Origin of the sequence: Mesorhizobium australicum WSM2073 (assembly GCF_000230995.2) — a bacterium.
GTDB lineage: Bacteria > Pseudomonadota > Alphaproteobacteria > Rhizobiales > Rhizobiaceae > Mesorhizobium > Mesorhizobium australicum.
On record NC_019973.1, the window covers coordinates 5770029 to 5793591 of the forward strand.

The following is a 23563-nucleotide window of genomic DNA, read 5'->3' on the forward strand; positions in this document are numbered from 1 at the left end:
GAGATCCCGCGGCGCCGATCGCAGCGGTTGCCCAGCACGGCCGTGGCACGCGGCGCGCTGCGCTAGCCTATTGGGCGAACCGACGCCAGCCGCGCGTCGCCGCGCCGGAGCAGGGCGGCCATCCGGCGCTGCCCACGCGCCTGGCCGCGACGGGCCTGCGGCGACGTGCGCGGCGTCTGCCCGATCGTTCGTCAACCCTTCTGCAGAAGGAACATCCCGCGTGAACGCGCTGTCCGAACAGATCCTTTCCGAATTGCGCCACCTGCTGAGCGAGATGAGCGACGGCGGCAGCGTCGGTCCGTCCGTCTACGACACGGCGCGAGCGCTGCAGTTCCACGGCAACGTCACCGGTCGGCAGGACGCATACGCCTGGCTGATCGCGCAGCAACAGGCCGACGGCGGATGGGGAAGCGCGGACTTCCCGCTGTTTCGCCATGCGCCCACGTGGGCGGCGTTGCTGGCATTGCAGCGCGCTGAGCCTCTTCCCGACGCTGCCGACGCAGTCCAGGCTGCAACCCGGTTCCTCGAGCGCCAGCCGGATCCCTACGCGCATGCGGTGCCGGAAGACGCGCCGATCGGCGCGGAGCTGATCCTGCCGCAGTTGTGCGGCGAGGCCGCATCCTTGCTGGGCAGCGTGGCGTTTCCGCGCCACCCGGCGCTGTTGCCGTTGCGGCAAGCCTGCCTGGTCAAGCTGGGGGCGGGGGCGACGTTGCCGAGCGGCCATCCATTGCTGCACTCCTGGGAAGCCTGGGGGACGTCGCTGACCACCGCATGCCCAGATGAAGACGGCAGCATCGGCATCAGTCCGGCGGCCACCGCCGCGTGGCGTGCGCACGCCGTGGCACAAGGGAGCAGGCCGCAGGTCGGGTGCGCCGACGCGTATCTGCAGGCGGCATCGCGGGCGACGCGCAGCTGCATCGAAGGTGTCGTTCCCAGCGTCTGGCCGATCAATGTGTTTGAGCCATGCTGGTCGCTGTATACCCTGCATCTGGCCGGGCTGTTCGCGCATCCCGCGCTCGCCGAGGCGATGCGCGTGATCGTCGCGCAGCTCGACGCCCGCCTGGGCGTGCGCGGTCTGGGCCCGGCCTTGCACTTCGCGGCCGATGCGGACGACACCGCCGTTGCGTTGTGCGTCCTGCGCCTTGCAGGCCGCGACCCGGCGGTCGATGCGTTGCGCCATTTCGAAATCGGCGAGCTGTTCGTCACCTTTCCCGGAGAGCGCAATGCCTCAGTGTCGACCAACATACATGCCCTGCATGCGTTGCGACTATTGGAAAAGCCCGACGCCGGCACCGGCGCCTACGTCGAGGCCAATCGCAACCCACACGGTCTATGGGACAACGAAAAATGGCACGTTTCGTGGCTGTATCCCACCGCGCATGCGGTCGCTGCGCTGGCGCAAGGCAAGCCCCAGTGGCGCGACGAGCGCGCGCTAGCGGCGCTGCTGCAGGCGCAGCGTGACGACGGCGGCTGGGGCGCCGGTCGCGCGTGCACATTCGAGGAAACCGCCTATGCGCTGTTCGCGTTGCACGTGATGGACGGGAGCGAAGAACCGACAGAGCGCCGGCGCATCGCGCAGGCGGTGGGGCGTGCGCTGGAGTGGATGCTCGCCCGCTATGCGGCGCATGCATTACCGCAGACGCCGCTGTGGATCGGCAAGGAACTGTATTGCCCCATCCGGGTCGTGCGCGTGGCCGAACTCGCCGGGTTGTGGCTGGCGCTTCATTGGGGGCGGCGCGTCCTGGCCGAGGGAGCAGGAGCGCCTCCATGATCCAGACCGAACGCGCGCTGCAGCAGGTGCTGGAGTGGGGGCGTTCCCTGACCGGGTTCGCCGACGAGCATGCGATGGAAGCGGTCAGGGGCGGCCAGTACATCCTGCAGCGCATCCATCCGAGCCTGCGTGAGACCAGCGCCCGCACCGGCCGCGATCCGCAGGACGAAATGCTGATCCTGGCGTTCTATCGCGAACTGGCGCTGCTGTTCTGGCTCGACGATTGCAACGACCTTGGCCTGATCGCGCCGGAGCAGCTCGCCGCGGTGGAGCAGGCGCTGGGGCACGGCGTGCCGTGCGTGCTCCCCGGATTCGAGGGCTGCGTTGTGCTGCGTGCTTCGCTGGCCGCGCTCGCCTACGATCGTCGCGACTATGCTCAGCTTCTCGACGATACCCGGTGCTACTGCGCGGCGCTGCGCGCAGGACACGCTCAGGCGGCAGCGACGGAACGCTGGTCCTACGCCGAGTACCTGCACAACGGCATTGATTCGATCGCCTACGCGAACGTGTTCTCTTGCCTTTCGTTGCTGTGGGGGCTGGACATGGCGAGCTTGCGCGCGCGACCGGCGTTTCGCCAGGTCCTGCGGCTCATCTCCGCGATAGGGCGCCTGCAGAACGATCTGCATGGACGCGACAAGGATAGGTCGGCCGGCGAGGCTGACAACGCGGCGATCCTGTTGCTGGAGCGCTATCCGGCTATGGCTGTGATGGAGTTCCTCAAAGACGAGCTGGCCGGCCATACGCGCATGCTGCACCGGGTGATGGCGGAAGAACGCTTTCCCGCGCCGTGGGGACCGTTGATCGAGGCCATGGCGGCCATACGCGCGCAGTACTACCAGACCTCGACCAGCCGCTACCGCAGCGACGCTTCGAGGGGAGGCCAGCGTGCGCCTGCCTGAACGCGCGGGACGCGGCGCGTGCGCGCGCTGCCGTCGGTCCGATCCGACGCAATGCCGTCGCACGATGCGACGGATGGAGCGAGCATGACCGACACCGCCCTGAGCCGGCGCAAGGACGATCATCTGGACATCGTGCTGGATCGGCGAACGGCGCCGGCCAGGGTCGCCGCCGGCTGGGAGTCCATCCGTTTCGAACACTGCGCATTGCCCGAGTTGGACCTGACGCAGATCGACCTGCGCGCCTCGCTGCTGGGCAAGACCATGCGCGCGCCGCTGCTGATCAGCTCCATGACCGGCGGCATGCCACGCGCCGAGGCCATCAACCGGCATTTGAGCGAGGCAGCGCAATCCTTGGGGATCGCCATGTGCGTCGGTTCGCAGCGCGTGAGCCTGCAATCCCGCAGCTCCCAGGGGCTAACGCGCGCGCTGCGCCGCCTGGCCCCAGACATTCCCTTGCTGGCCAATATCGGCGCCGCGCAACTGCGCGAGGCCGACGGCCTGGACCTGGCGCGGCGGGCAGTTGATGCGCTGGAGGCCGATGGACTCATCGTCCATCTCAATCCGCTGCAGGAAGCGGTACAGCCGGACGGCGACAGCGACTGGCGCGGCGTCATGGCGCAGATCGCTCGCGCCGCGCGCTGCGTGGGCGTGCCGATCGTGGCCAAGGAAGTGGGGTCGGGCCTGTCCACCTCTGTGGCCTGTGTGCTCGTCGAGGCGGGCGTGGCGGTGATCGATGTCGCAGGCGCCGGCGGCACCTGTTGGGCCGCGGTGGAGGGCGAGCGCGCCCGCGATGCCGCCGACCGTGCAGTGGCGCTGGCCTTCGCCGATTGGGGGATTCCGACCCCGGCCGGCGTGCAGGCGGTACGTCGGGCGCTGCCAACGGTGAAGCTGATCGCGTCGGGCGGAATCCGCGACGGCGTCGACGTGGCCAAGGCCATTCGCCTGGGCGCGGACATCGCTGGGCAGGCGGCCGGCGTGCTGCGCGCGGCGACGGTGTCCACCGAGGCAGTTGTCGCGCATTTCGAGATCGTCATCCGCCAGTTGGCCGTCGCCTGCTTCTGCACCGGCTCGGCCGATCTGGCGGCATTACGTCAGGCGCGCTTGTTGCCCTCGGCGCATCTGCCCGCCGGTTGATGCGGGCGTCCGCACGTAGCGGCGGGGCGCCCAGAAGGCTGCTGAAATACCTACGCCAAAGTAGACCACTGATCCACCTTGGCGAGGCGGTTCGATGCGCCCGGAGCGATGTGTGATGGAGTAGCTGTTCACGATGAAGCGGTTGGAGGATTTCGTTCCAGCCGATCATCCACTGCGCCCAATCCGCTGATGGTCAATGAAGCGCGAATACGTGCACATCCAACTTAAGACACGGCGGAAGCAGCCGCGTCGCAGGAACGGGCCGGGTAATCTTCGCCGCCCTGCCCTGTCGGTTCATTCAGCGCGGTGGCGGCGCAAACTGCGATCGGCCCGAACGGAGATTGGCTCCGGCAAGAGCTTTTTCCGCTGAGAAGTGGCGAGCGACGCGGAAGCATGATTGCGAACGCGAACTCTCGGCGACGAAAATCCTGAAGCAGCGGGCGAGCATTCATTGCCCCTTTCTAGGCAGTTAGCAGCAGCAGCAGTCCTAAGGCCAACGCGATGGGACCCAAGAGAAGGCAGGCCGGAACAACGCTCCTTCCAATTGAATTGCGAATTTTGGACGTTTGCTTTGGCCGCATTCTGACGACGATTTCCTGTCAAGCGACGCACGCGTGGGCGGCGCATTCAGACATTGAATGGTGATGGCTCGAACGAAGTTCTCGGTTGTACTGACGCTTCCGAGCCCGCCGCCGATAAAAAAGCGCGATCTGAGCCGGCGAGATTGGCAAGCAGACACGGGCCCCCTCGCCCCCTTTGGATGCCGCCAGCCGGTGATGGCCACGAGTGCTGTCTAGGTTAGCAAGATCAGCTTCGATGCTCCCGACGGATTGTGGCTAGGTAGCCCGATTTACGCTTGGTCATGCACTCAGGACTTGAAGATCACGCATTCAGGATATGACAGTGCATCGTTGGCATCGCGGGCGCATGAATAAGGCGGGATTGGATGATGAGGGCCGCAGCGGGCATTGGCAGAACGCTCATGCTGATCATATTTCATCCACGAAGAATAACACCACTTGGCCAATCTCGAGGCTACAGTGGAACAATCCTAAGACAGGGCTTCCAGACATTGTAGGTGACGCATCGCTTTATCCTTAGCCTCCTGCGCCGGCACCACCCACACGCGCGAAGCTACGCGGTCGAAGTGCGTTTTGACGTTTTGCCCATCGACTCGACGCCATCTGACCCGCCGTCTTCGGTCTAATCAAACGGAGGTGCCTTTGCTCCGCTTCAGGCTTGGTCAGTACGGCTTGGCGCGGTTGCCATTCGGCGATCCCAACCTCTAAGTTCCCGGCGGCCGGTGCAGCGCCGACGGTGGTCGCATAAAGAGAAAGTGCCGTGATCAAGATGACGTTCATAACTTGCCTCTAATCGGTTGTTATAATCACCGCCCTTCTGACACGCGCACCTGACGGCAGCCTGAAAGCCGCCGGAACATTTGCGCTACGGCGTTCAGCCTATTGTCAGGTTCCGTCAATAGGGCACGAACCCTGCCCAATTATGGAGCTCGGCATGCGAATTTTGCTCATTGAAGACAGCGAGGACTTTGGCAGCGCTGTACGAGAACATATGATAGCTGATGGCCACGCGGTTGAATGGGCCAAGGACCTGTCCGAAGCGCGGTATCACGCAAGTGGGATTCCCTACGGGCTTGTTCTGCTCGATATTAACCTGCCAGACGGTAACGGCCTGGACTACTTGCGGGAGATGAGGAAGGGGCGTGATTCGACACCCGTCATCATCGTGACAGCTCGCCATACGGTCGAGGACCGCATCGAGGGGCTCAATGCTGGTGCCGCCGACTACTTGGTCAAGCCGTTCGATCCCCGCGAACTTTCCGCGCGCATTCATGCCGTGGCGCGTAGTCACGGGAACTTCCCGAAGCCATATTCTGTCGGGGCGCTGTCCATAAACGCGGCTGAGCGGCGCGTCGCCCTCGACGGGCAGCCGGTCAACCTGACTGCACGCGAATGGGCGATTCTCGACTGCGTTCTATCCCGACCCGGAGCGGTAGTTTTGAAGAGGAAGATCGAGGAAGAACTCCTTTCCTTAGGTTCGGAAAGTGAGAGCAATACCGTGGAGGTTTATGTTAGCCGGCTCCGCAAGAAGATCGGTAGGGACCGAATAGCGACACTGCGTGGCTTGGGGTACAGTTTCGTGGAAGAATCGCGGAACGGCCTCGGAGACCCCGTCGATCTTGTCCAAAAGGTTCGGTCAGTCGTTGATGACTTCTTGAAAAAGCCGTGGTTTGCCGGACGGCTAATCCTTGACGTCGACGGCTGTCCCGCCTGGGAGTGCAAAGCAGACCACGCCGTTAGAATTCCCGTCGTGCTTCGATACCTCATCGACAACGCACTCACACATGGACTGCCCGATATCCCGACGACAGTTTCCGTCCGAGCTGATGGAACCATCGCCATTGTAAACGCAGGACCGGTGGTGCCCCTCCCAGACCTTGACGAGATAACAGAGCGTTTTGTGCGTCTTGCGACTCGGGCAACTGTCCCAGGCCAGGGTCTACCCGTCGCTAATTATGTAATCAAGAAGGTCGGTGGCAGCCTTGAACTTGCCTCGCCTGCCACAGGTCGCGAGGATGGTTTTGAGGCGATTATTCGAATCCCTCGATGACCCTGGTTTGCTGCAGCGACCAGGTTGGGCGTAGGAAGCATTGTACGCTGCTGGGCAACGGGAATGTCAAACAGGGGCGGTAACCAACCCCGCGGTGGGCCGGCTCGCCAGAGGAAGTCAGCTTTGGCGGGGCACACCACATCCCAATCCACTGGCGTGAGACAAGCATGCCACGGCCCCCGCCCAAGCCCAAGGCGCTTCCGCCTGCACGCACCCTTCCGATTTCCCGTCGTGAGAGCCCGCGCTGTAGCGTTGTTCTGAGCGGTCTTTTTCATTCACATGGGACGTTGATCCGTCCGCTTCCCCCCAATGTTCGTCTCCAGTTCGACAACGCTTTTGTCTTGTCGTTTTCATGATCAATATAAGGTCAGGGCCGATCTTCAAGATCGATTGGATTACCTACCCTGCTCGACAGAACTGAGGCCACTCAGAATCGTCGTCGCGAAAATAGCTGGTAGCTTTCAGGCTCAGCTAGCTCTGCCAGAAGGGTTATTGTTGGGCCTTCCAGTCAGGAGATCTTATGAACTAGGAAACCATATCATTCCGTCCGGCGTGCCGATGGCCAAATGGCAGACGACACCGGAATCCAGCACGTTACCATACAGGAGAAAGATATACGATGATGTCCCCCTCACCCAAAGATGTCGCCGTCCAGGGCCTTCCGAAGCCGCCGACGAAATTTCCCTCTGCCTTGCTGCGCACCATACTTGCTGGCGCGCTAGCCCTGATGGCGACCGGTCCGGCTCCCGCAGGCCCCGACGACGACGACGACGACGGCGGTTGTGGCTATGCCGCCTCCCTTGTGAATGTTGGCGCTCGGAAGACGATCTGAGCCCCTGCGACCAAGTAGATCTATAGCGGTTGCTGCGGGTCCTGATTTGACCCGCAGCAGCATATCAGCTGGAAGGCGAAGCTCACAAAAAGGGGGGCGTTTCTGCGCTTTTTCGACGCATTTCCCTCATGCTGCCGGCGTCCATCCGGCATGACGGGGAAGATATCATGTTAAGCGGCACGCGCTTCCCATTCGGCGATGTCCGACGTCCGACAATGTCGGATAGGCAACATAGCAGACTGCGGATAATCACATTGCCGAGACGAGTTTCTCGTTGGCACGGTATGTGCCCGGTCCGCAAACGCCTCACAAACTAACGAGAAGTCATCCGACCATCATCCACCAAAGAATGCCCCTCACCTTGATTCACTCAAAGATGACGCTCGAGTCAGGCCCCGCAACATGATGATGGCTCATCTGGCTCGGGCTGCCCACCGTCCCACTCTCTCCCACTACTAAGTGGGACGAGCACGCAGCACCCTCAACTAGGAGATAAACTCACTTTGCCTCGAACTTTGCCCATCGCCCGATCACCACAAGCTAAGCCATCGCTGAACCTTCGGTCCGGTTGGCTAGATCGTGCAGCCGGCAGTACTGTCGCCAAAGCGCGGCGCGCCCCGTCAGCATTGCGTCCCATCAGCTCGGCCGACAGAGTAAAGCACGGCCTGGCGCAGCGCCTGCTCGAAAAGCGCCGCGTCCGACGAGTGGCGGATGGCGTTCTGCCGCCGAGTCGTCAACGACAGCCAGCTGCGGCCGGCGCACAGCTTTGCCGCTCGGCCAAGCGCCCGCCCAGATTACGGGCGGCAGTCTTGAAGGTTGAACAGCCGTCTGTTCCTGTCTTCGCGCTGGCACGGCAAGGATTGTCCAAATTGTGGGCGTCGTGCGCTTGCCGAGCGTGTCCGAAATCCAGCGCCGGATCAGGCGTGAACACTGTTGCGTAGTTCGTCAGCCAGAGCGCGGAGAGCGTCGGCGCTCCCTTCCAGCGCCGTAAAAGCGTAGGGATTGAGGAACTGTCGGCCCCAGAACAGATTGCGATCTGTGCGCGATAGCGCAGCTTCCTCGCTGACACTCGGCCAATTCTCCGCAATGCATCGGAGCTGGCCTTCAACAATCGCAAGAGCTTCCGGCGCGCTGAGCAGGAAGTGATGCGCGGCCTCAAGGCATGACGCGATCCGGCTCATGCGGTTATTGCCGCTGATGAGCATGGCCTGGCTGGCCTCCTGGCCGCTGCGGGCCTGCGGACAAATATCATAGGCAGGCGTGAGGGTGAGCTTAGCCCCGTCCCAGAACGCCGCATGGTTGCGGGCATGATCGTCGGTGTTGCCGCAAAGTATATTGAATACAATGCGGCTGAACAACTCGCGGAGAGTTTCCGACGGCGCAGTGAATCGGTGGCGAATGATCTCCGCCAGATCCTGGTAGCTAGCGTAACGCGCCATCATCTCATCGAGCGCGAGCATCGTCAGCGCTGAGACCATGGATTTGCGTTGCCAGCCGCCCGTGACCCTGATCCGGTCGAATCGCTCGACGAGCAACACGTCCTTGCCTGCGGCGCGGACGAGCGAGACGGATGCCGCTCTGATGCCGCACAAGGCGGCAAGCCGCATGGCTATGAATTCTCCTTTGACGACGCTGTAAAGGTCGGCAGACGAGGAAAATTTCGCGACATGCTTGACGGTGTGGTCCTCGATCAGCGCCTTGGGTCTTGCCCCGCCGATCGAGCTGCCGTGATGCAGCGCCTGATCTAATTCGGGGGTGAGCGGAATACCTGTCTCTACCCGCTCCGCCGATTGGACAAGCTCTTCGAGAGTGGCATTGGCCGGTGCGCGCGGCTCGTAATTTGTGGGCGAAAACTGAAAATCGAGCGCGCCGATGCGGTCCGAGCCTGATTCCAGCAGGAACGTCAGTTCTGAAATATCGAGCTGCGCGATTTCATCGCCTTTCACACCGAATTTGCGATTGAGGATAACCCGTCGTCCCCAGGCATCGGGGGCAGCATCGCGGATGCATCCCGGCATGGTTAGGCCAGGAAGCAAAGGCAATTCGCCTGTCTTCAGGGGCAGTTCCGGGAGATAAAGCGCGACCGCCCTGCCGAGTTCACGAAAGCTCCTGCCATAGTTGAAGCTGACGAGTCCGTCATGGGTATATAGCCGCCCGGCGACAACCGGCGCGGTCTCGCCCGGCAGCCAGACCCAGACATAGGCTTCGTCGTACTTGGGGACCTTAGAACTCATCGACGACCTGCTTGCCGGCCTTGTAGACGTGCTTCGGCAGCAGCGCGATGCGATCGTCCATGCGGCCTGTGAGGGCTGTGATGGCCTTGCCATCCGCATCGAACAGCTTCACACCGACAATGGCAGCAGCCTCGAACATCAGTCCGATTTCGACTTTGGGATCGCCCTTCTCGATGCGCTGCAAGGTGCTGCGTGAAACACCGATTCTCTCGGCTAACTCCTGTCCGGTTAACCGGTGCTGCATCCGGCCCAGCCGGATGGTCTTACCGAAAAGGCCAAGCGCCTCGATCGCGTAGCGCGAATAAGTCCGTTTTTGCGTTGCCGTCATTAGGCCACCGTGATCCATGCATGAGCCATATCTCAGGCTTTCGGCCTTTATATAGGTCATCTTCGCAGAGCGAGGCAAGCATCCGTCTCCTATATGATCCAAACCCCTGAGTCGCCCTTTATAAGCAGCAAGAGTTCGCAGCAGGAGCCAATGAACCCCGATTACTTGGGCGGTCTCACTTATTTGCCTTTTCTCGCCGAGCACCCGCTCCAAGTTCTCATACACCCCAGGCTGCCGTTCATCTGGCATGCGTTCCAGAGTGCGCAGCTTCCAGCGAACGGCGGGCAGCTTGTCCGCCCCTTCAATGCCGAGCAGATCCCATTGCGGGGCGGGCTTCGAAGGAGAGCAGGAATTTTCGCTGATCGTCGGTCAATGCCTGGTTGAGCCGGTGATCAGCCGCTTGCGAACGTCGAGCAATTGATCGAGGCTCACCTCGATCTGCGACATGCGCAGAATTTCTCTCGGCGGTCGAAGAAGGCATCGCCTTGATGCCACACAATCTCGGTTTCCGCCGGTCTCGTGTGAATCTGTTGGCTTCACAAAATGAAGAGGACATGCAGGCCGGCTTGCCCGTCATGCGGCAATTCGTTCGCTGGGATCAACAGAAACTCCGAGAATTGGATGGTTGCGGCCTTGACCATTCGCACTTTCCGTCTTCTGAGCGCTTGGCGATGGGAAAACAGCTGTCCGACCACATCCTGGCATTGAATCCCCCGATAGCGACCAATGCAAGCTCGTGCCTTACCCGTTGGCAGCTCTGTACTATCACGAGAGCGGCAACAAAGACTCGGGCGATCGAGTTGATCGACCTGACACTGAAGTCGCAGGGCGGTCCGTAGCTTATCCGCGACGAAGATGAACAGCATTTGCTGCAGTTCCTGGCCTACTTCAAGGGTGAGAAGGTTTGTTACGGCGCTGTGTGTGCGGCTCCAAACAATGGCCGATTCGACAGCTGGTATACCGTTTCCGGCTGACCATCAGGTTTATGTTAGGGACAGAATTGGCCGGGCGGACAGCTCTTGATGCGAACGGCGCAAAGCCGCCCGGTCTGCGAGATCGCCTTGGCTGCTCTTTTGGACTTAGGTCCGAAGGACGGCGGTCTGCTACGACGCCACCGCCTTTGGTTAAGCGGGGCATGAGCTGAGCTACGCGTTTGCCCGCTTCGAACCGGCTTCGCGCACCGGTGCCAGATGGCCCCCGGAACCTTAAAATCGACCGGCGACAACACCTTCACGCCGGCCGGATCATGCCTGGCGGACCGCCCGGATAATCCTGAGATCCTGGCCGACGTCGGCGCCGCTTGGGTAGCTGCGATTGAAATCGTTTGGGCGCAGATGCAACGTGGGTCCTTATTCCACGCATCGTTTTACGTGCTCAGCTCAAAACGTCAGCTTGAAGCCGGCCGACAGGGTGAAGGCATAGGAGTCCATGCCAGCGCTGTTGCTACCCTTGATGCTTAGCTCTCCGCCGGTCGCGATGCTGTAGTCCGGGTTCTAGCCTTTCTTGGGAAAATATTGTCCAGATTGCCGGCCAGGAAGACGCTGGCGCGGCCGGTTATCTGATAGTCGATCTTGGCTGGCCGAGATGAACGGCACCGTGGAGAAGTCGTCGTCAAATCGCAGCCCGGGCCAATCGCCCCCCATTGATGGTCAACATCGCTTGCGTCGATGGTCAGGCCGCCGCGGAGCAGACCCGAGGGCGTCAAGTGCTGAGCGTCGTGGTTGCTTCCGCGCCAAGGAACACGCCGAAATAGCGCTGTTCGTAATCGATGCTGGCTTCGCCGTCCGGGAACTTGCCGCGTTTCTCGCGGAAGCCGAAGCCGTTCCCACTATATATGTACGATCCCCTTAGGCATATATGTACGATCCCGTTAGTCGCTCCGCTTCATGTTCGTGTAATTGACGCCGCCATGAAGGTTGAGAACCGTGGCACGCTGATCACGAAACCTCGGCCGCCTGCGCCGTCCAAATTGATGTAGCGGTCAAGGTGGGTGTCGGAGTGGATTGACTGATCCGACCAATCCCGTTCGGCAGAGCTCGGCGCTTCCTTGAGCCAATCATAGCAGCGATTCATGGGGCCGCCTCCTCGGGATAGCCGTTGGTGATCTCTCGTTGAACGACGGCGGCTCTCAGCGACCGTTCGAAGACGTTGTTTGTCGCGGCGACCATTCCTGGGCATTGGTGCAAAGACGTTGAACTCCGATGCGATGTTCAGGACGGCTTAGTCATTGCCCTTTGCCCGGTGCGTTGCATAGCGCCGCGCGGGCCGCCCACTACCGCGTTGCCGGGCCATATTGAGATTTGGCCCGGCGCGAGAGGCGGCACTCGTGGCCAGAGAGGTTGCACCGGCGGCCAGCCCTGTCAAAATGCCGAAGTTGGTGATCCGGTAGGACGCCTATCCTTTTTCCGCTCGTTGGCGAGGTAGCGGTCCAAATAGTGAATGTTAGCCGCACCTGAAACCACTCGTTTGCCGACAACGACCGCCGGCCCGCCGTGGATGGACAGCTTCTTTGCGAGCGCGGAATGGTGCTTGACGGTGTTTACGATTCCGGGGTCCTTCATGTCCCGCTTGAGCCGCTCAACGTCGAGACCCTCGTCTCGTGCGATATCCAAAATGTCGGATCCGCTGAGCCGGAGGCCAGTAGCCATTAGGCCGTGATGGAACGCCTCAAATTTTCCCTGTTTGCTGGCGGCGAGCACCGCCCGTGCGGCAAATTTGGAACCCGGTCTCGTGCTCGAATAAGGTATGTAGTAAACCTTCAGCTCGGGATCACGCTTGAGGGCTTGCTGGATCGTACGGTCTACCGCGCGGCGCTGCGGGTCGTTGCAGTCCAAAAATACGGCGATATGGTGGTCGCCATTCGGGTTGCCTGCAGTTGGCGCAGCGGGGTCGTTGAAGAGTGCGTCGTGCCGGTCTGAAATGACCTTCTCCCTATCCTTGCGGAGCTGGCTATTGTATTCGTGCTGGAGCACGTAGTGTGTGACAGTTGGACCATATTTCGCCAGCACGGAAAGCAGCAGCAGTAGGGCTGAAAGGGCGATCCGGCCGGCTTTTAGATTAATCATGGGGAGTTCCAATTAACGGTGAATGGCAGGGCAGTAACAGCCGGCTTGTGACACCCGGACCTGACAGCAGCCTGACAACCTCAGGGCATTTGCGTCACGCGGCGTTGAGCGTAGCGTCACGTTCAGAAAGACTCCGCCCTCGAACTGTCGCCCGGCCCCCCTGATGCCACTACGCTCGTCGAAGACGGCAAGGATCTTGGCCGCGGCTGTACGCGAACTTACGATGGTGGCCACGCGGTCGATTGGGCCAAGGTCCTGTCCGAAGCGCGGTTTCGCGAGCCCAGCGCTGGCCACGCGGTCGGCGATCCTTCTGTCGTGAATTTTACTCATGCTGCCGGCGAGCGCCGCCATGCCCCGGTGACGCCGACGATATCACCTTAAGCGGCAAGCGCTTCCCGTAAACTGGCGTTCGATGTCGGACAATGTCGGATCGGCAGCATAGCAGAATCCGATTACTCACGTTGCCGAGACGAGTTTCTTGCTTGGCACGGCATGTGCGCGATCCCGCAAACGCCTCACAGACTAAAGAGAAGTCATCCGGTGATCACCCACCAAAGAATGCCCTCACATTGATTCACTCAAGATGACGCTCGCGTCAGGCCTCGCAAAATACTGATGGCTCAGCTGGCCCTGCGCTGCCCACGCATCCATTTTGTCCCGCAAGGGCGTCGAGGACGCAGCATCGGCAAAATGAGGGGCAACTCCTTCGCCTCGAACTTTGCACATCGCCCGGTAACTACAAGCTAGGCGGTCGATGAACCTTCGGTCTGGCGCTCCGGTTGTGGCGGCCAGCGATGACATCAAGGCGACGAATTTTCTGCTCGACAAAGGCGTGGTCCTAGTCCCCGATCACCGCGCGCCAACTATCACCCATATGGTGCGGTACAAGATCGGCAGCGCCGACGAGCCCGCCCGGGAAATTCGGCGATCGGGCATTTCCTTGAGCATCTGATTGGCGGTATCAATCATGCCGCCGGCGAGTTGGACCGCCCGGCGGTCGATATCGGCGGCTCGCAGCACGCTTCCAGCTCTCACGCCTGTACCGCCGCGCGGTGTTGCAGCTCGGCGCGCCACATGGCGATGGCGACGGGCCGTGCGCAATGTAATGACATTCGACCGGTTCTGACCCGCTCGGGAGAGCATGGCATTCAAGATGAACTCGCTGGCATTGTCGCTGGCGATGACCCGGCCCAATTCCCGGGCAGTCAACTGCCCTCGACCGTGCCGATTAGCGCGCCTTTGCCATGCCGGCGCATTAGCGTGGCCGACCTTACTTCGGCGTGACGCGAGCAATTTCTGCACCAGACGCGCAAGGTATGCCACTCCCTCAAACCGCTCAGCGGCACCTCTAGTCTATAGTCTAGGCCGGCATGTATGCTGCTCCCATCGCGACGGCGTGCGGCAACTCTTCTGGATCTTGACCCTGTCGGCGAGATTATCCGACCGAGGCCAAAAACCTCGCGGCTGTACGCGAACTTAGGATGGTGGCGACGCGGTCGATTGGCCAAGGTCCTGTCCGAAGCGCGGTGTTGCAGGCCCAGCGCTAGCCACGCGGTCGGCGATCCTTCTGTCGTGAATATTACTCATGCTGCCGGCGAGCGCCGCCATGCCCCGGTGGCGCCGACGATACCTTAAGCGGCAAGCGCTTCCCTTAACTGGCGTTCGATGTCGGACAATGTCGGATCGGCAACATAGCAGAGTCCGATTACTCACGTTGCCGAGACGAGTTTCTTGTTTGGCACGGCATGTGCGATCCCGCAAACGCCTCACAGACTAAAGAGAAAGTCATCCGATGATCACCCACCAAAGAATGCGCTCACATTGATTCACTCAAGATGACGCTCGCGTCAGGCCTCGCAAAATACTGATGGCTCAGCTGGCCCTGCGCTGCCCACGCATCCATTTTGTCCCGCAAGGGCGTCGAGGACGCAGCATCGGCGAAATGTGGGGCAACTCACTTCGCCTCGAACTTTGCCCATCGCCCGGTAACGTGGACCTTCGGTCTGGCTGGGTGCACAAGGCCACATTTTGCGACGGCGCTGACCTTCGCGACCACCGCTTCGGTTCTGGCGGTCACCAATGACAGAGCCGGTCGATCGCAGCCCGGACCCAGCTCTCCGGAATGAGCGTCAACGAGCGCGACTCTGCGGCAGGCAAAATGTCAGGTTCACTACAAACTATATCTGAGCACCGTCGAAGCAAACGGCGCTTATTGGGCGCCGAGGTGTTGGCACGGCCTTTGCAAATTGGAGGTGGCAACATCGAGCGAGGTGTTTCCCCTTGTTGCCGGACAGCGAAGTCAAAGCTTCGGAAGGTTTCAGCGGGAAGGAACTCAAAGGATAATTGCGTTCTCTCTGCCGGAAAGGATGAAGAGAACGAGCACGGAAGCATACGCGGTTGGTTACGTTGGCGTAATTTACTGCATAATTTTTCTTGTCTTTTGGTTACCCATCTCTCGATGAGCATAAGCAGAAGAGAAAACAATGAGTGCTGAAGGTAAAAAGAAACGCGGTGTATCTGGCCTCTCAAATGCGCGGAATATTGCATTCCGCTATGGTGGTAGGCCTTCAAACTACAGCTTGGCGATAGGGCACACGTCTCATCCGCGTCTGGGCGGTTCGCTGTTCCTCAACGCTATGATCCTGGGGCAAATGCTGCCAGGATTTAACCCAAGTGAACGTATGTTGAAGGCTGCCGACGCTTGTATTGAGGTATGCCCCGCTCTTGGTGCGCCTTTCCATTGAAAGAAGCCGAGAAACCGCAAATGACTTGGCAGATGGTATGAACCCAATTGTAGGCGGGCTGTGCCGCCTTCGTCTGCGGCATCGTCTTGTACTCCCAGGAATGGAACAGTGATTGGCGTCCATAACAACAACATCGGACCGTCCGGCGTCGAGATAGCCTGCCTGGCGCCTGGCAATCGCCGTATCGACGTCGGCGGTGAAATAGCTCTCCTCGCCAAAGAGATCGAGGAGGATCTGGCGGGGATAGATCGCAAACAGCGCGAACTTCGGTGGCATCAACTGTCCCGATCAGCCATGCCTCCATTCGGCCCGCGGCGCGGCGCGTAGGTTGTTGAACAGCGACAGCCATTCCTTCTACCCGTCCTTGGTCGCTAGCGTCAAATAGCGCGCTCTCTCGGCCCCGATCTCGCGGCGGTAGGTATTGCCGATTGCGCCACGGCGGCGCCTGCCTTGGACAACTGGGCGAACCCGTTGCGCGACTTCACCCGATGTTCTCGATTAGCGAGGGTGAGAGAGCGGCCACATCGTCGCCGGTTCATGATGGCGCGCAGGTCTTCCCGGCTTGCGCTCATCGGCGATTTGTCTTTGCGGCGTAGTGGCGCGACGATGTCGAAAGGGTCTGGACTGCCGTTTTTCGGACCAATAGCGGCTGGAGGATGCTGCGCCGGCGGATGGACGGCACGTCATCGGATATGTCCGGCGCCCGCTTGCCGTCTCGCACGTCGAAAGGTGACAAGGTGAGCTCGCCAACGCCAATACGAGCGAGTTGCATGTGATGGACTCCGGCTCCGTCCGAACCTCTGCCAGACCGCCGAGGGAGCCGGTTGCGCCAAGTAGCGCAGGTTATCCGTCCGGCCACTGAGGGATGCCGAGACTGCTGATGGCTTCGGCTTCCAAGATGTGACCTTCACTGTGGGCCCCTGCGGCGTAGACGCAGAGCGGAAAACCGCCACGAAATACCTGCGCTTGGGCAAGCCCATATCGACTGTTCGGTTTGTCTCCTAATGAGACCACCAACCAAACTAAAAGCCTTGAGCAATTCGCCCTTTCAAATTCGGGGATGGTCTACTAGCCGTCTGGCGGAGGCCCTATAAGGAACCCGCAGGTGCGGAATAGACATCGACGCCGCTCGACAACTCATCCGCCGCGTTTAAGAGGAACCCGGTATGCCCCTATGCCTACCGATGATCCGCCACCTGAAATCCCCGGACCTGTTTGGCGCCATCGATCGCTTGCCGGCGCTTGGCACACCGGTTAGCGAGCGCACATTCGAAGTCATCAATCCATCGAGCGGCGAAGTGCTGGCGGTGCTTCCCGACATGGGTGTGGAAGAAACGCGCGCTGCGATCGACAAGGCTTACCTGGCGCAGCCAGAATGGGCGGGGCTGACCGCCCGAGAACGCAGTGACGCTTTGTGGCGATGGCATCAGCTGATCATTGACCACACCGACGATCTTGCCGCGATACTCACTGCAGAGATGGGCAAGCCCATTGCCGAAGCCAGGTCCGAGGTTTCGCACGCCGCCGCGTATCTGCAATGGTACGCCGAAGAGGCCAATCGCACTTATGGCGAGACGATCCCCGCGCCGTCGACAGACCGTCGCATGCTGGTGATCAAGCAGCCCATCGGTGTGGTCGGCACGATTACGCCTTGGAATTTCCCGGCGTCGATGGTGGCGCGAAAGATCTCGCCGGCGCTGGCGGCGGGCTGCGCGATCGTGCTTAAGCCTGCTGAACAGACGCCGCTTGTGGCAGGTGCAATGTTCGCCCTCGCGCACCAGGCCGGCTTTCCCGAAGGCGTCGTCAACCTAGTTTATGCATCTGAAGGTGATGACGTCGGACGCGAGCTTTGCTCTAACCCCAAGGTTCGAAAGATCAGCTTCACAGGCTCGACCGAGGTTGGCCGGCTGCTCATGCGCCAGTGTTCGGACCAGATCAAGAAGGTCAGTCTCGAGCTCGGCGGCAACGCGCCTTTCATCGTCTTCGACGACGCTGACATCGACGCTGCGGTTGACGGCGCGATCCAGGCGAAGTTCCGCAACGCCGGCCAGACTTGCGTTTCAGCGAACCGGCTTTACGTCCAATCGAGCGTTCACGATGAGTTCGTCGAAAAGTTCGTGGAGAAAGCCCGGTCCTTGTCGGTCGGCGACGGCTTCGCTCCGGCAGTGGACGTCGGACCGCTCATCGACTTGCATGCTTTGGCCAAGATCGAGTCCCACATCGCAGATGCCGTTGCCAAGGGTGGGACAATTCGATGCGGGGGCGAACGTATTGGCAAGGATGGGACCTTCTTCAAACCGACAGTCCTCACTGAAATTTCCAGCAGCATGGCGGTTGCGCAAGAGGAGACTTTCGGGCCGCTGGCTCCGATCATTCGCTTCCACGATGCGGATCAGGTAGTGCGTGAGGCCAACGACACGATCTACGGCCTCGCCGCCTATTTCTATGCCTCCAATCTGAAGCGTGTCTGGCGCGTTGCCGAGGCGTTGGAATACGGCATGGTTGGCATCAACACGGGGCGTATGTCTTCGGAAGCGGCGCCCTTTGGCGGCATCAAGCAGTCCGGCATTGGGCGAGAGGGTTCCCGCCACGGGCTCGAAGATTACCTCGAAATGAAATACCTCTGCATGGGCGGCATCTGATCTCTATGGGATGGGCCGCCTCAGGCGCAGAATGAACCAAAGGGATGATCGAACGCTTTGGCGAACCTTCTTCCGGCTGGTTTCGGGTCGTTCACCGCGCCCCTGGCCTGCGCGCCTTAAGTGAGATCTAGACGCCGCGCTACGTGAACCGCCTCTACAGCGACGAGGCAAGGTGCCACAAGCGGACGGCAGGTTGCTCATCCTGATCCAAGCGCGGCACGTCTCGCCAGGCTAGTGGTTCGCTGGGAACTAGAGACGCGTTGTCCATCAGCTGCGTTGACGCAGCGAATGTCGGCAGCCGACGGCGCAGGGCGTCGGCACGGCGAGCGGTGCGCCCGACACGTTTACGCCGCAACCTCCTTATTGCCGCACGGCCAACTGGGCGCCCTTCGCGCATCGCTCTCAATCGGTACAGTCGCCGGCATTCTCGCCTGGAGAAGATTCAGTGACACAAGCCGTGCTCAGGCCGTGCATGCACGAAAGACATCGAGGGTTGATATCCAATGATTACAGCGCATCTGCTCGACATGGACGGAGTCCTGGTCCGCGGCGGCCAACCGATTGCTGGCTCGGTCGGCTATGTGGCCGGGCTAATCGCCACGGGTGAGCCGTTTCAGATCTTCACCAACAACTCGCGCTTCACACCCGAAGATCATGCCGAGCGTCTAAGAGCGGTTGGCTTCGCCGTGCAGCCAGAGCACATCTACACATCGGCGCTCGCCACTGCGCGGTTCATGGAACTGCAAAAGCCCGGATCATCTGCCTATGTCATCGGCGACCACGGTCTGGTTGAGGCTCTGCGGCAGGCAGGCTGCCGGATAACGGAGTTTTCGCCCGAGTTCGTGGTCCTCGGGGATACAATTTCGTACCACTATGAGCAGATCGCAACTGGTGCCGAGCTTGTGGCGAAGGGAGCGCGTTTTCTCGCCACCAAACCGGATGCGACTGGCCCGACCGAACGAGGCTTCCATCCGGCGTGCGGGGCAGTCGCAGCACTAATCGAGAAGGCCACCGGCCGTCAGCCCTATTTCGTCGGGAAGCCGAACCCGTTCATGATGCGCAATGCGCTCGACCGGCTGGGAGTGCGAGCTGTCGATACCATCATGGTCGGGGACCGCATGGATACCGACGTGCTCGCAGGGCTGGAATCGGGCCTGAAAACAGCCCTTGTGCTTACTGGGGTGACCAAACTGGCTGACATAGAGCGGTTTCCATTCAGACCGGATTACGTGGTCGATTGCCTTGCGGATCTGGGCCAGATCATCTGAACCAACAAGCCGAAGGCACCCCGACACCAAGCCTGAACGTGCTCCTTCTACGTTCCGGGCCGTCAACCCAGCGCAATCTGGTGGAAAGCTGGCCGCAAAAGAAGTGATAAGCATGACAAGTTAGTCGAACTACACCCACGTAGCCATGCCGGCGGTCTGCCGTTGCTGGGAAGGGCCGGCTCGGCCGCTGCGTATAGCGAGCCCTCATCAAAGCGATTCGAACAACTTTGAACGGGAGTTGGCAATGCGCCTGCCGCAAAAATGGGCTTAGAGCATCGCGCTTGCCGAGCGGCCTTGCGATGTGCGGAATCTGTCTCTCCAGGCTCCGCCTGCCGCGCTCGCCGCTCCATCGCATGTACCGACGACGATGGGAGAGCCTATGAGGTGCTAAGACTACGCTGCGTAGTGAGACTTCCGCACTACTTGAAAAGCGATCCTCGAGTTAACGATGGCCGAAATAGTCGCTGCCGTGAACATGAAGCAACAACGACGCGCTCGACGATTTCGGGGCCTTGCGCTTCGTTTTCTATCCGTGGCAGACGCATTGGCAAGTTCCGCCGCCTCGACTACCTACAGCCACCAGCCCGCATAGCCGGACGCGAAATGGGCCTCAAACTTTAAGCTCTAAACGCGACTACGTCTGAGCGGCATGCCCGGCAGGAGACAGAGCTCGCTGCCGGGCCGGGTACGCCCTGGGAGGTGGCGTAAGTCCGCGACCTTCGTGGCGGGGGGGAACCACCCAGTCCGCTCGTTTTGCTGAGCGAGCATGTATCGTGCCAAGGCAAAAAGCGTTCTAAAATACCGGTCGCGGCAGCTTTTTTCTCTGTTGCGCATTCGACATTGTCACCTATGGAACGTTTTCAAACGTGCCTCTCGGCATCGGCTGACGCCTCGACCAGAGCGCACCTAAGGCCTTGCCCCGCCAAGTCGACCGGGCGAACTGGGGTGACCGGTTCTAGCTCCGAACTGTTCGCCGGCTGATGTACAGGGCGGACCGTCCCTTCTCAAAGAAGGAAATCCCTGTACCCTCCATGCATGAGGGCGCGGCCACGAGAGACAGCGCGGCGAATGCGATCGCGCAGATGATCGCGAGGATCCCTCCAGTCGGCATGGACGCGCTGTTGACCAATCAGCGCTTCGGCGAGCTCGCGATGTGACGCCCCAGCAAGCGAGCCGTCGAGCGCCCGAAGAACGAAGGTCAAACGGGGACCCCGTTTTTCTGGCGGGAATAAGCGGGCAGGAAGCTGTTGGCCCACATTTAGACGATTGAGGGACTCGATCGCCCTAAGACGGTGCTTCGAAAGGGTCTCGGGCCAGATGGCCTCGGTACGGAGGCAAACGGGGTGCAAGATATCCGCGCCAGAGACGGCGAGTTGGAGCGTATGCTCGGTATCCCGAAGAAGAACATGCTGGCCCTTGTCGGGGGCTAGCAGGACCGTCGAACGGCACGGCAATGCCGAGAGCTCGAACGGCGCTGTGCCCGACCACGCGGACAGCTGTTCTGCAATGACCGGCAGCACATGAGCGCACCATAGCGGAGACCAGAATACGACCGAATTGCGCCCATGAGACTCGGCGAAACAGAACACCCCAGCGTGACAGTTCGCCGGCCACCGTGACCACATTGAGAAAAGGTCGGTACGACAAAGTATTGGCCTGCTGGCTTGCAGTGGTCACATCAGGCTGGAATGCTGGATTCCGGCGTAAGAACTCCCAGGCCCATTCGCGCGGCGTCAGAGCTGAGGTGTAATCATAAGATCTTTCGTCGCGCCAATCAGCCTCATCGGCGCCATTCACGAGAACTGCAGGCATCAGTTTGCTCCCCTGCCCGCCCCCAGACACGTCGAAACATCATGCCGGGTGGCAAAGCACCGGCGCAGGGGCCACCAGACCTCGACGAATGCGTTTCGTCGAAGCTGTTGCGGCCGGCACCGTTCAGGGCCGAACACGCCGGCAAATAGCGGCGACATGACCGAACCAGCGCAGCCAGCACGGCCCGAGCGGGCCAAGTGAGTTGGCTCGCCGCCAGTGGCCGGTTCCTGCGCCGCATTCCTGACGTTCCTTGAAGCCCGCGTGGCGCAGCGGTGGGTTTCTCGTTGATTGTGCGCAGGTCGTCGTAGCGCCAGCGATATAAGCGTAGCCATGGAGGTCTCCTGGGGGAAGTTCCCCGCCATTGGAGACCAAGTTTCAGGCTACGGCAGCCTGTATAGCTATACAGGTAAGCCGGGGGGTTCAGCGGACCGCAAAAGGACACCGGCGAGGGGCAATGGCTTTGAGGTGGTGCTCACGCCGAGCTTTTGCGAGCGGCGTGCACGTGGAGCGCGGCGGCCGGGATAAGCGTTATGGCAGGGGCTTGACCAACCATCAGATCGGCCAAACGGAGCCCTATCCGACTTTTGCCGCTCCGGTGTCTAGACGCTTCGGTCGCTCAAGTGGCCATCGACTGGGGGTGTCGTCGGCCAATTGGATCCGCAAGCATTTAAGCGTTCTGGCGAAGATGTTGCGGTCCAGCCAAGGTGTGTGAGGTTCACAGCTTGAGTTCTGACTGTGCCGCGGAACTCACCGTTGGAGCTTGATCCGCGCTCGTTGTGGGATTCTCGACGATGTCGAACATGCGACACAGCCCTACTAGACTCATCGCATTGTTTTTGAACGATCTCACAGTTGGCACGGCAAATGCGGTCCTGTGCGCAAGAGCACTCTGGCCAGCCAACTGAGAAGAACCTTCTGATGATCAAGCTTGTCGAAAATGCGGACGCCCCGGCCAGCACTGAGCATTCCCGAGCGGACCGAAACCGTTGCGCTTGCGCTTTCACTCGTCCGGTTATCGGGACATGACCGAGTTCGATTTCCGCCCAACCCTGAACGCACCCGACGATAACCCCCATCTTTGGCTTGAAGACGTAGACGGCGAACGGGCACTTGAGTGGACAGAAGGCCAGTCAGCAAAGACCCTGAAGTGCTTGCGGCGCTCGCCACGACCGAGCGCGAGCGCATTCTGGTCCTCGATGGCGCCATGGGCACGCAGATCCAGGGCCTGCGTTTCGACGAGGAGCATTTTCGCCGCGAGGCTTTCGCCGGCTGTGCCTGTCACGCCCAATCGTCGACTTCGAACGCTGGCTTGGGCCTATTTTCAACTATGTGCCGATGACGAGGCGGCGGAATAGCCGTGGCAAGCTCTATTGTCTCTTCGCTTTAAAAGTTCTGAACCGGCGGGCGAGGTCGAGATCCGCCTCGGCGCAGCCCGCCTGCCCGGTTGCCGCGCTCGAGAGCTGGATCCGGTTTTTTGGCTGCATCACCAGAGACCGCTCTCCGGCGCATTTTCAAGGACAACAAGACCGCCTATTCGAACGGCTCTCCGCATATCGCCTGCCTGTTCAAGTGGGCGGCGCTTGCCGCCGGTCGCGTCAGGGACCTCCCCTGGCCGTTCGACGCGTCTGCGACGTCGAACCCAGCGCCAGAAAAAGGCCGGCTGAGGAAGCTAAGCCGGGGAGACGCCGCTCAAAGCATGAGATCAACATCCGGAGGCCTGTTTCGCTCGGAATTCTTGAGAACAGGTCGGGGCCAACTGGGGCTGGATGCGGCCAGGCAGCAAGCGCTACAGATCGCTCAGGAAAATCCATGCTTGGCAATCGCTCGTCTCGCCTCACTCGGGTCGGTGTTATCGCTGACGACGGCGGTCCACTTTCACAATCCGGCGCGCACAGATTGGCACTGTCCGCTGCACGACAATGTTGGAGATGCGACAAAGCCGGTTGGACCGATTGCTTTGGTTTTAAGTGTTTCTTTCATTGGCACACCTTTTGCGCCGCACCTCGGTGTCAATGATGTTCGTGCAGCGAAAGTGGAGAGGTTTTTCCTTTGTCTAGGCTATGCCCAGACCACCAGATGCAGAAAAGGAAGAGGCCAGTAGCCGAGGCGTAGTCTCGTCACGGGTGCATAGGCGCATTTCTGCTTCATCCGCACACACGTCCTCAGACTTGGCGCTGCCGTAGACTGGCGGTGACAGCCACAT

15 protein-coding genes and 2 pseudogenes are annotated in these 23563 nt (G+C 60.8%); 10 read left to right on the forward strand and 7 right to left on the reverse strand.

Annotated elements, in window-relative coordinates; all coding sequences use genetic code 11:
- The first annotated feature begins 220 nt into the window (after nt 1-220).
- The 4 genes from MESAU_RS27805 (at nt 221) to MESAU_RS32335 (ending at nt 6435) form a co-directional block, all read left to right on the forward strand.
- Nucleotides 221-1771 carry a hypothetical protein gene (locus MESAU_RS27805; RefSeq protein ID WP_013533383.1) on the forward strand — a complete coding sequence of 517 codons (1551 nt, stop codon included), beginning with the start codon at nt 221-223 and terminating at the stop codon, nt 1769-1771.
- Nucleotides 1768-2670 carry a terpene synthase family protein gene (locus MESAU_RS27810; RefSeq protein ID WP_013533384.1) on the forward strand — a complete coding sequence of 301 codons (903 nt, stop codon included), beginning with the start codon at nt 1768-1770 and terminating at the stop codon, nt 2668-2670. Before MESAU_RS27805 ends, MESAU_RS27810 begins: the two co-directional genes overlap by 4 nt.
- An 84-nt stretch (nt 2671-2754) precedes the next feature.
- The gene (gene fni / locus MESAU_RS27815) at nt 2755-3804 is read left to right on the forward strand and encodes a type 2 isopentenyl-diphosphate Delta-isomerase (protein ID WP_013533385.1); all 1050 of its coding nucleotides are present in this window, start codon (nt 2755-2757) and stop codon (nt 3802-3804) included.
- Nucleotides 3805-5319: 1515 nt separating this feature from the next.
- Complete coding sequence (locus tag MESAU_RS32335) at nt 5320-6435, forward strand: ATP-binding response regulator (RefSeq protein WP_013533386.1); 1116 nt, start codon at nt 5320-5322, stop codon at nt 6433-6435.
- Between the two features lie 1405 nt (nt 6436-7840).
- Here the strand turns inward: MESAU_RS32335 and MESAU_RS32440 are convergent.
- From MESAU_RS32440 to MESAU_RS27835, 3 genes and pseudogenes are all read right to left on the reverse strand, one after another.
- Nucleotides 7841-7989, reverse strand: a pseudogene (locus tag MESAU_RS32440) (IS110 family transposase); the annotation flags it as partial.
- A 195-nt stretch (nt 7990-8184) separates the two neighbouring features.
- Entirely contained in the window at nt 8185-9501 is a 1317-nt protein-coding gene (locus tag MESAU_RS27830; RefSeq protein ID WP_013533388.1) for a type II toxin-antitoxin system HipA family toxin, read from the reverse strand.
- Nucleotides 9491-9847: a helix-turn-helix transcriptional regulator gene (locus MESAU_RS27835; RefSeq protein WP_245262916.1), complete on the reverse strand. Its 357-nt coding sequence runs from the start codon at nt 9845-9847 to the stop codon at nt 9491-9493. Before MESAU_RS27835 ends, MESAU_RS27830 begins: the two co-directional genes overlap by 11 nt.
- A 470-nt stretch (nt 9848-10317) precedes the next feature.
- Here MESAU_RS27835 and MESAU_RS31610 point away from each other — a divergent pair, with 470 nt between their 5' ends.
- Nucleotides 10318-10668 (forward strand): hypothetical protein, encoded by a 351-nt coding sequence (locus MESAU_RS31610; RefSeq protein WP_164919826.1) that lies wholly within the window; start codon nt 10318-10320, stop codon nt 10666-10668.
- Between the two features lie 1521 nt (nt 10669-12189).
- Here MESAU_RS31610 and MESAU_RS27850 read toward each other — a convergent pair.
- Nucleotides 12190-12894 (reverse strand): DsbA family protein, encoded by a 705-nt coding sequence (locus MESAU_RS27850; protein ID WP_013533392.1) that lies wholly within the window; start codon nt 12892-12894, stop codon nt 12190-12192.
- Between the two features lie 849 nt (nt 12895-13743).
- On the reverse strand, nt 13744-14103 hold the full coding sequence (locus MESAU_RS31695) for a hypothetical protein (protein WP_172832173.1): 360 nt from the start codon (nt 14101-14103) through the stop codon (nt 13744-13746).
- Between the two features lie 1274 nt (nt 14104-15377).
- Here MESAU_RS31695 and MESAU_RS31375 point away from each other — a divergent pair.
- The 3 genes from MESAU_RS31375 (at nt 15378) to MESAU_RS27875 (ending at nt 19548) form a co-directional block, all read left to right on the forward strand.
- Nucleotides 15378-15638 carry a hypothetical protein gene (locus MESAU_RS31375; RefSeq protein WP_150111241.1) on the forward strand — a complete coding sequence of 87 codons (261 nt, stop codon included), beginning with the start codon at nt 15378-15380 and terminating at the stop codon, nt 15636-15638.
- 1166 nt (nt 15639-16804) lie between these two features.
- A complete protein-coding gene (locus MESAU_RS27870; protein ID WP_013533394.1) occupies nt 16805-18280 on the forward strand; it encodes an NAD-dependent succinate-semialdehyde dehydrogenase in 1476 nt (491 codons plus the stop codon).
- Nucleotides 18281-18783: 503 nt separating this feature from the next.
- Nucleotides 18784-19548, forward strand: coding sequence for an HAD-IIA family hydrolase (locus MESAU_RS27875; RefSeq protein WP_013533395.1), 765 nt, complete (start codon nt 18784-18786; stop codon nt 19546-19548).
- A 1004-nt stretch (nt 19549-20552) separates the two neighbouring features.
- Here MESAU_RS27875 and MESAU_RS32445 read toward each other — a convergent pair.
- Complete coding sequence (locus tag MESAU_RS32445) at nt 20553-20804, reverse strand: DUF2285 domain-containing protein (protein WP_366216862.1); 252 nt, start codon at nt 20802-20804, stop codon at nt 20553-20555.
- 28 nt (nt 20805-20832) lie between these two features.
- A complete protein-coding gene (locus MESAU_RS32450) occupies nt 20833-21360 on the reverse strand; it encodes a transcriptional regulator domain-containing protein (protein WP_366216864.1) in 528 nt (175 codons plus the stop codon).
- 1114 nt (nt 21361-22474) lie between these two features.
- On the opposite strand from MESAU_RS32450, the pseudogene MESAU_RS27880 reads away from it, so the two are divergent.
- Together MESAU_RS27880 and MESAU_RS30630 are read left to right on the forward strand one after the other, a co-directional pair.
- A pseudogene (locus tag MESAU_RS27880) lies at nt 22475-22654 on the forward strand (hypothetical protein); the annotation flags it as partial.
- 180 nt (nt 22655-22834) lie between these two features.
- Nucleotides 22835-23461 (forward strand): hypothetical protein, encoded by a 627-nt coding sequence (locus MESAU_RS30630; RefSeq protein ID WP_174299070.1) that lies wholly within the window; start codon nt 22835-22837, stop codon nt 23459-23461.
- Nucleotides 23462-23563 lie beyond the last annotated feature (102 nt).

Excerpts from the sequence above, each read along its gene's own strand:
- MESAU_RS27810 (WP_013533384.1), top strand. The coding sequence starts at position 1,768 with ATGATCCAGACCGAACGCGCGCTGCAGCAGGTGCTGGAGTGGGGGCGT.
- fni (WP_013533385.1), top strand. The coding sequence starts at position 2,755 with ATGACCGACACCGCCCTGAGCCGGCGCAAGGACGATCATCTGGACATC.
- MESAU_RS32335 (WP_013533386.1), top strand. The coding sequence starts at position 5,320 with ATGCGAATTTTGCTCATTGAAGACAGCGAGGACTTTGGCAGCGCTGTA.
- MESAU_RS27830 (WP_013533388.1), bottom strand. The coding sequence starts at position 9,501 with ATGAGTTCTAAGGTCCCCAAGTACGACGAAGCCTATGTCTGGGTCTGG.
- MESAU_RS27835 (WP_245262916.1), bottom strand. The coding sequence starts at position 9,847 with ATGGATCACGGTGGCCTAATGACGGCAACGCAAAAACGGACTTATTCG.
- MESAU_RS31610 (WP_164919826.1), top strand. The coding sequence starts at position 10,318 with ATGCCACACAATCTCGGTTTCCGCCGGTCTCGTGTGAATCTGTTGGCT.
- MESAU_RS27850 (WP_013533392.1), bottom strand. The coding sequence starts at position 12,894 with ATGATTAATCTAAAAGCCGGCCGGATCGCCCTTTCAGCCCTACTGCTG.
- MESAU_RS31375 (WP_150111241.1), top strand. The coding sequence starts at position 15,378 with ATGAGTGCTGAAGGTAAAAAGAAACGCGGTGTATCTGGCCTCTCAAAT.
- MESAU_RS27870 (WP_013533394.1), top strand. The coding sequence starts at position 16,805 with ATGCCCCTATGCCTACCGATGATCCGCCACCTGAAATCCCCGGACCTG.
- MESAU_RS27875 (WP_013533395.1), top strand. The coding sequence starts at position 18,784 with ATGATTACAGCGCATCTGCTCGACATGGACGGAGTCCTGGTCCGCGGC.
- MESAU_RS32450 (WP_366216864.1), bottom strand. The coding sequence starts at position 21,360 with ATGCCTGCAGTTCTCGTGAATGGCGCCGATGAGGCTGATTGGCGCGAC.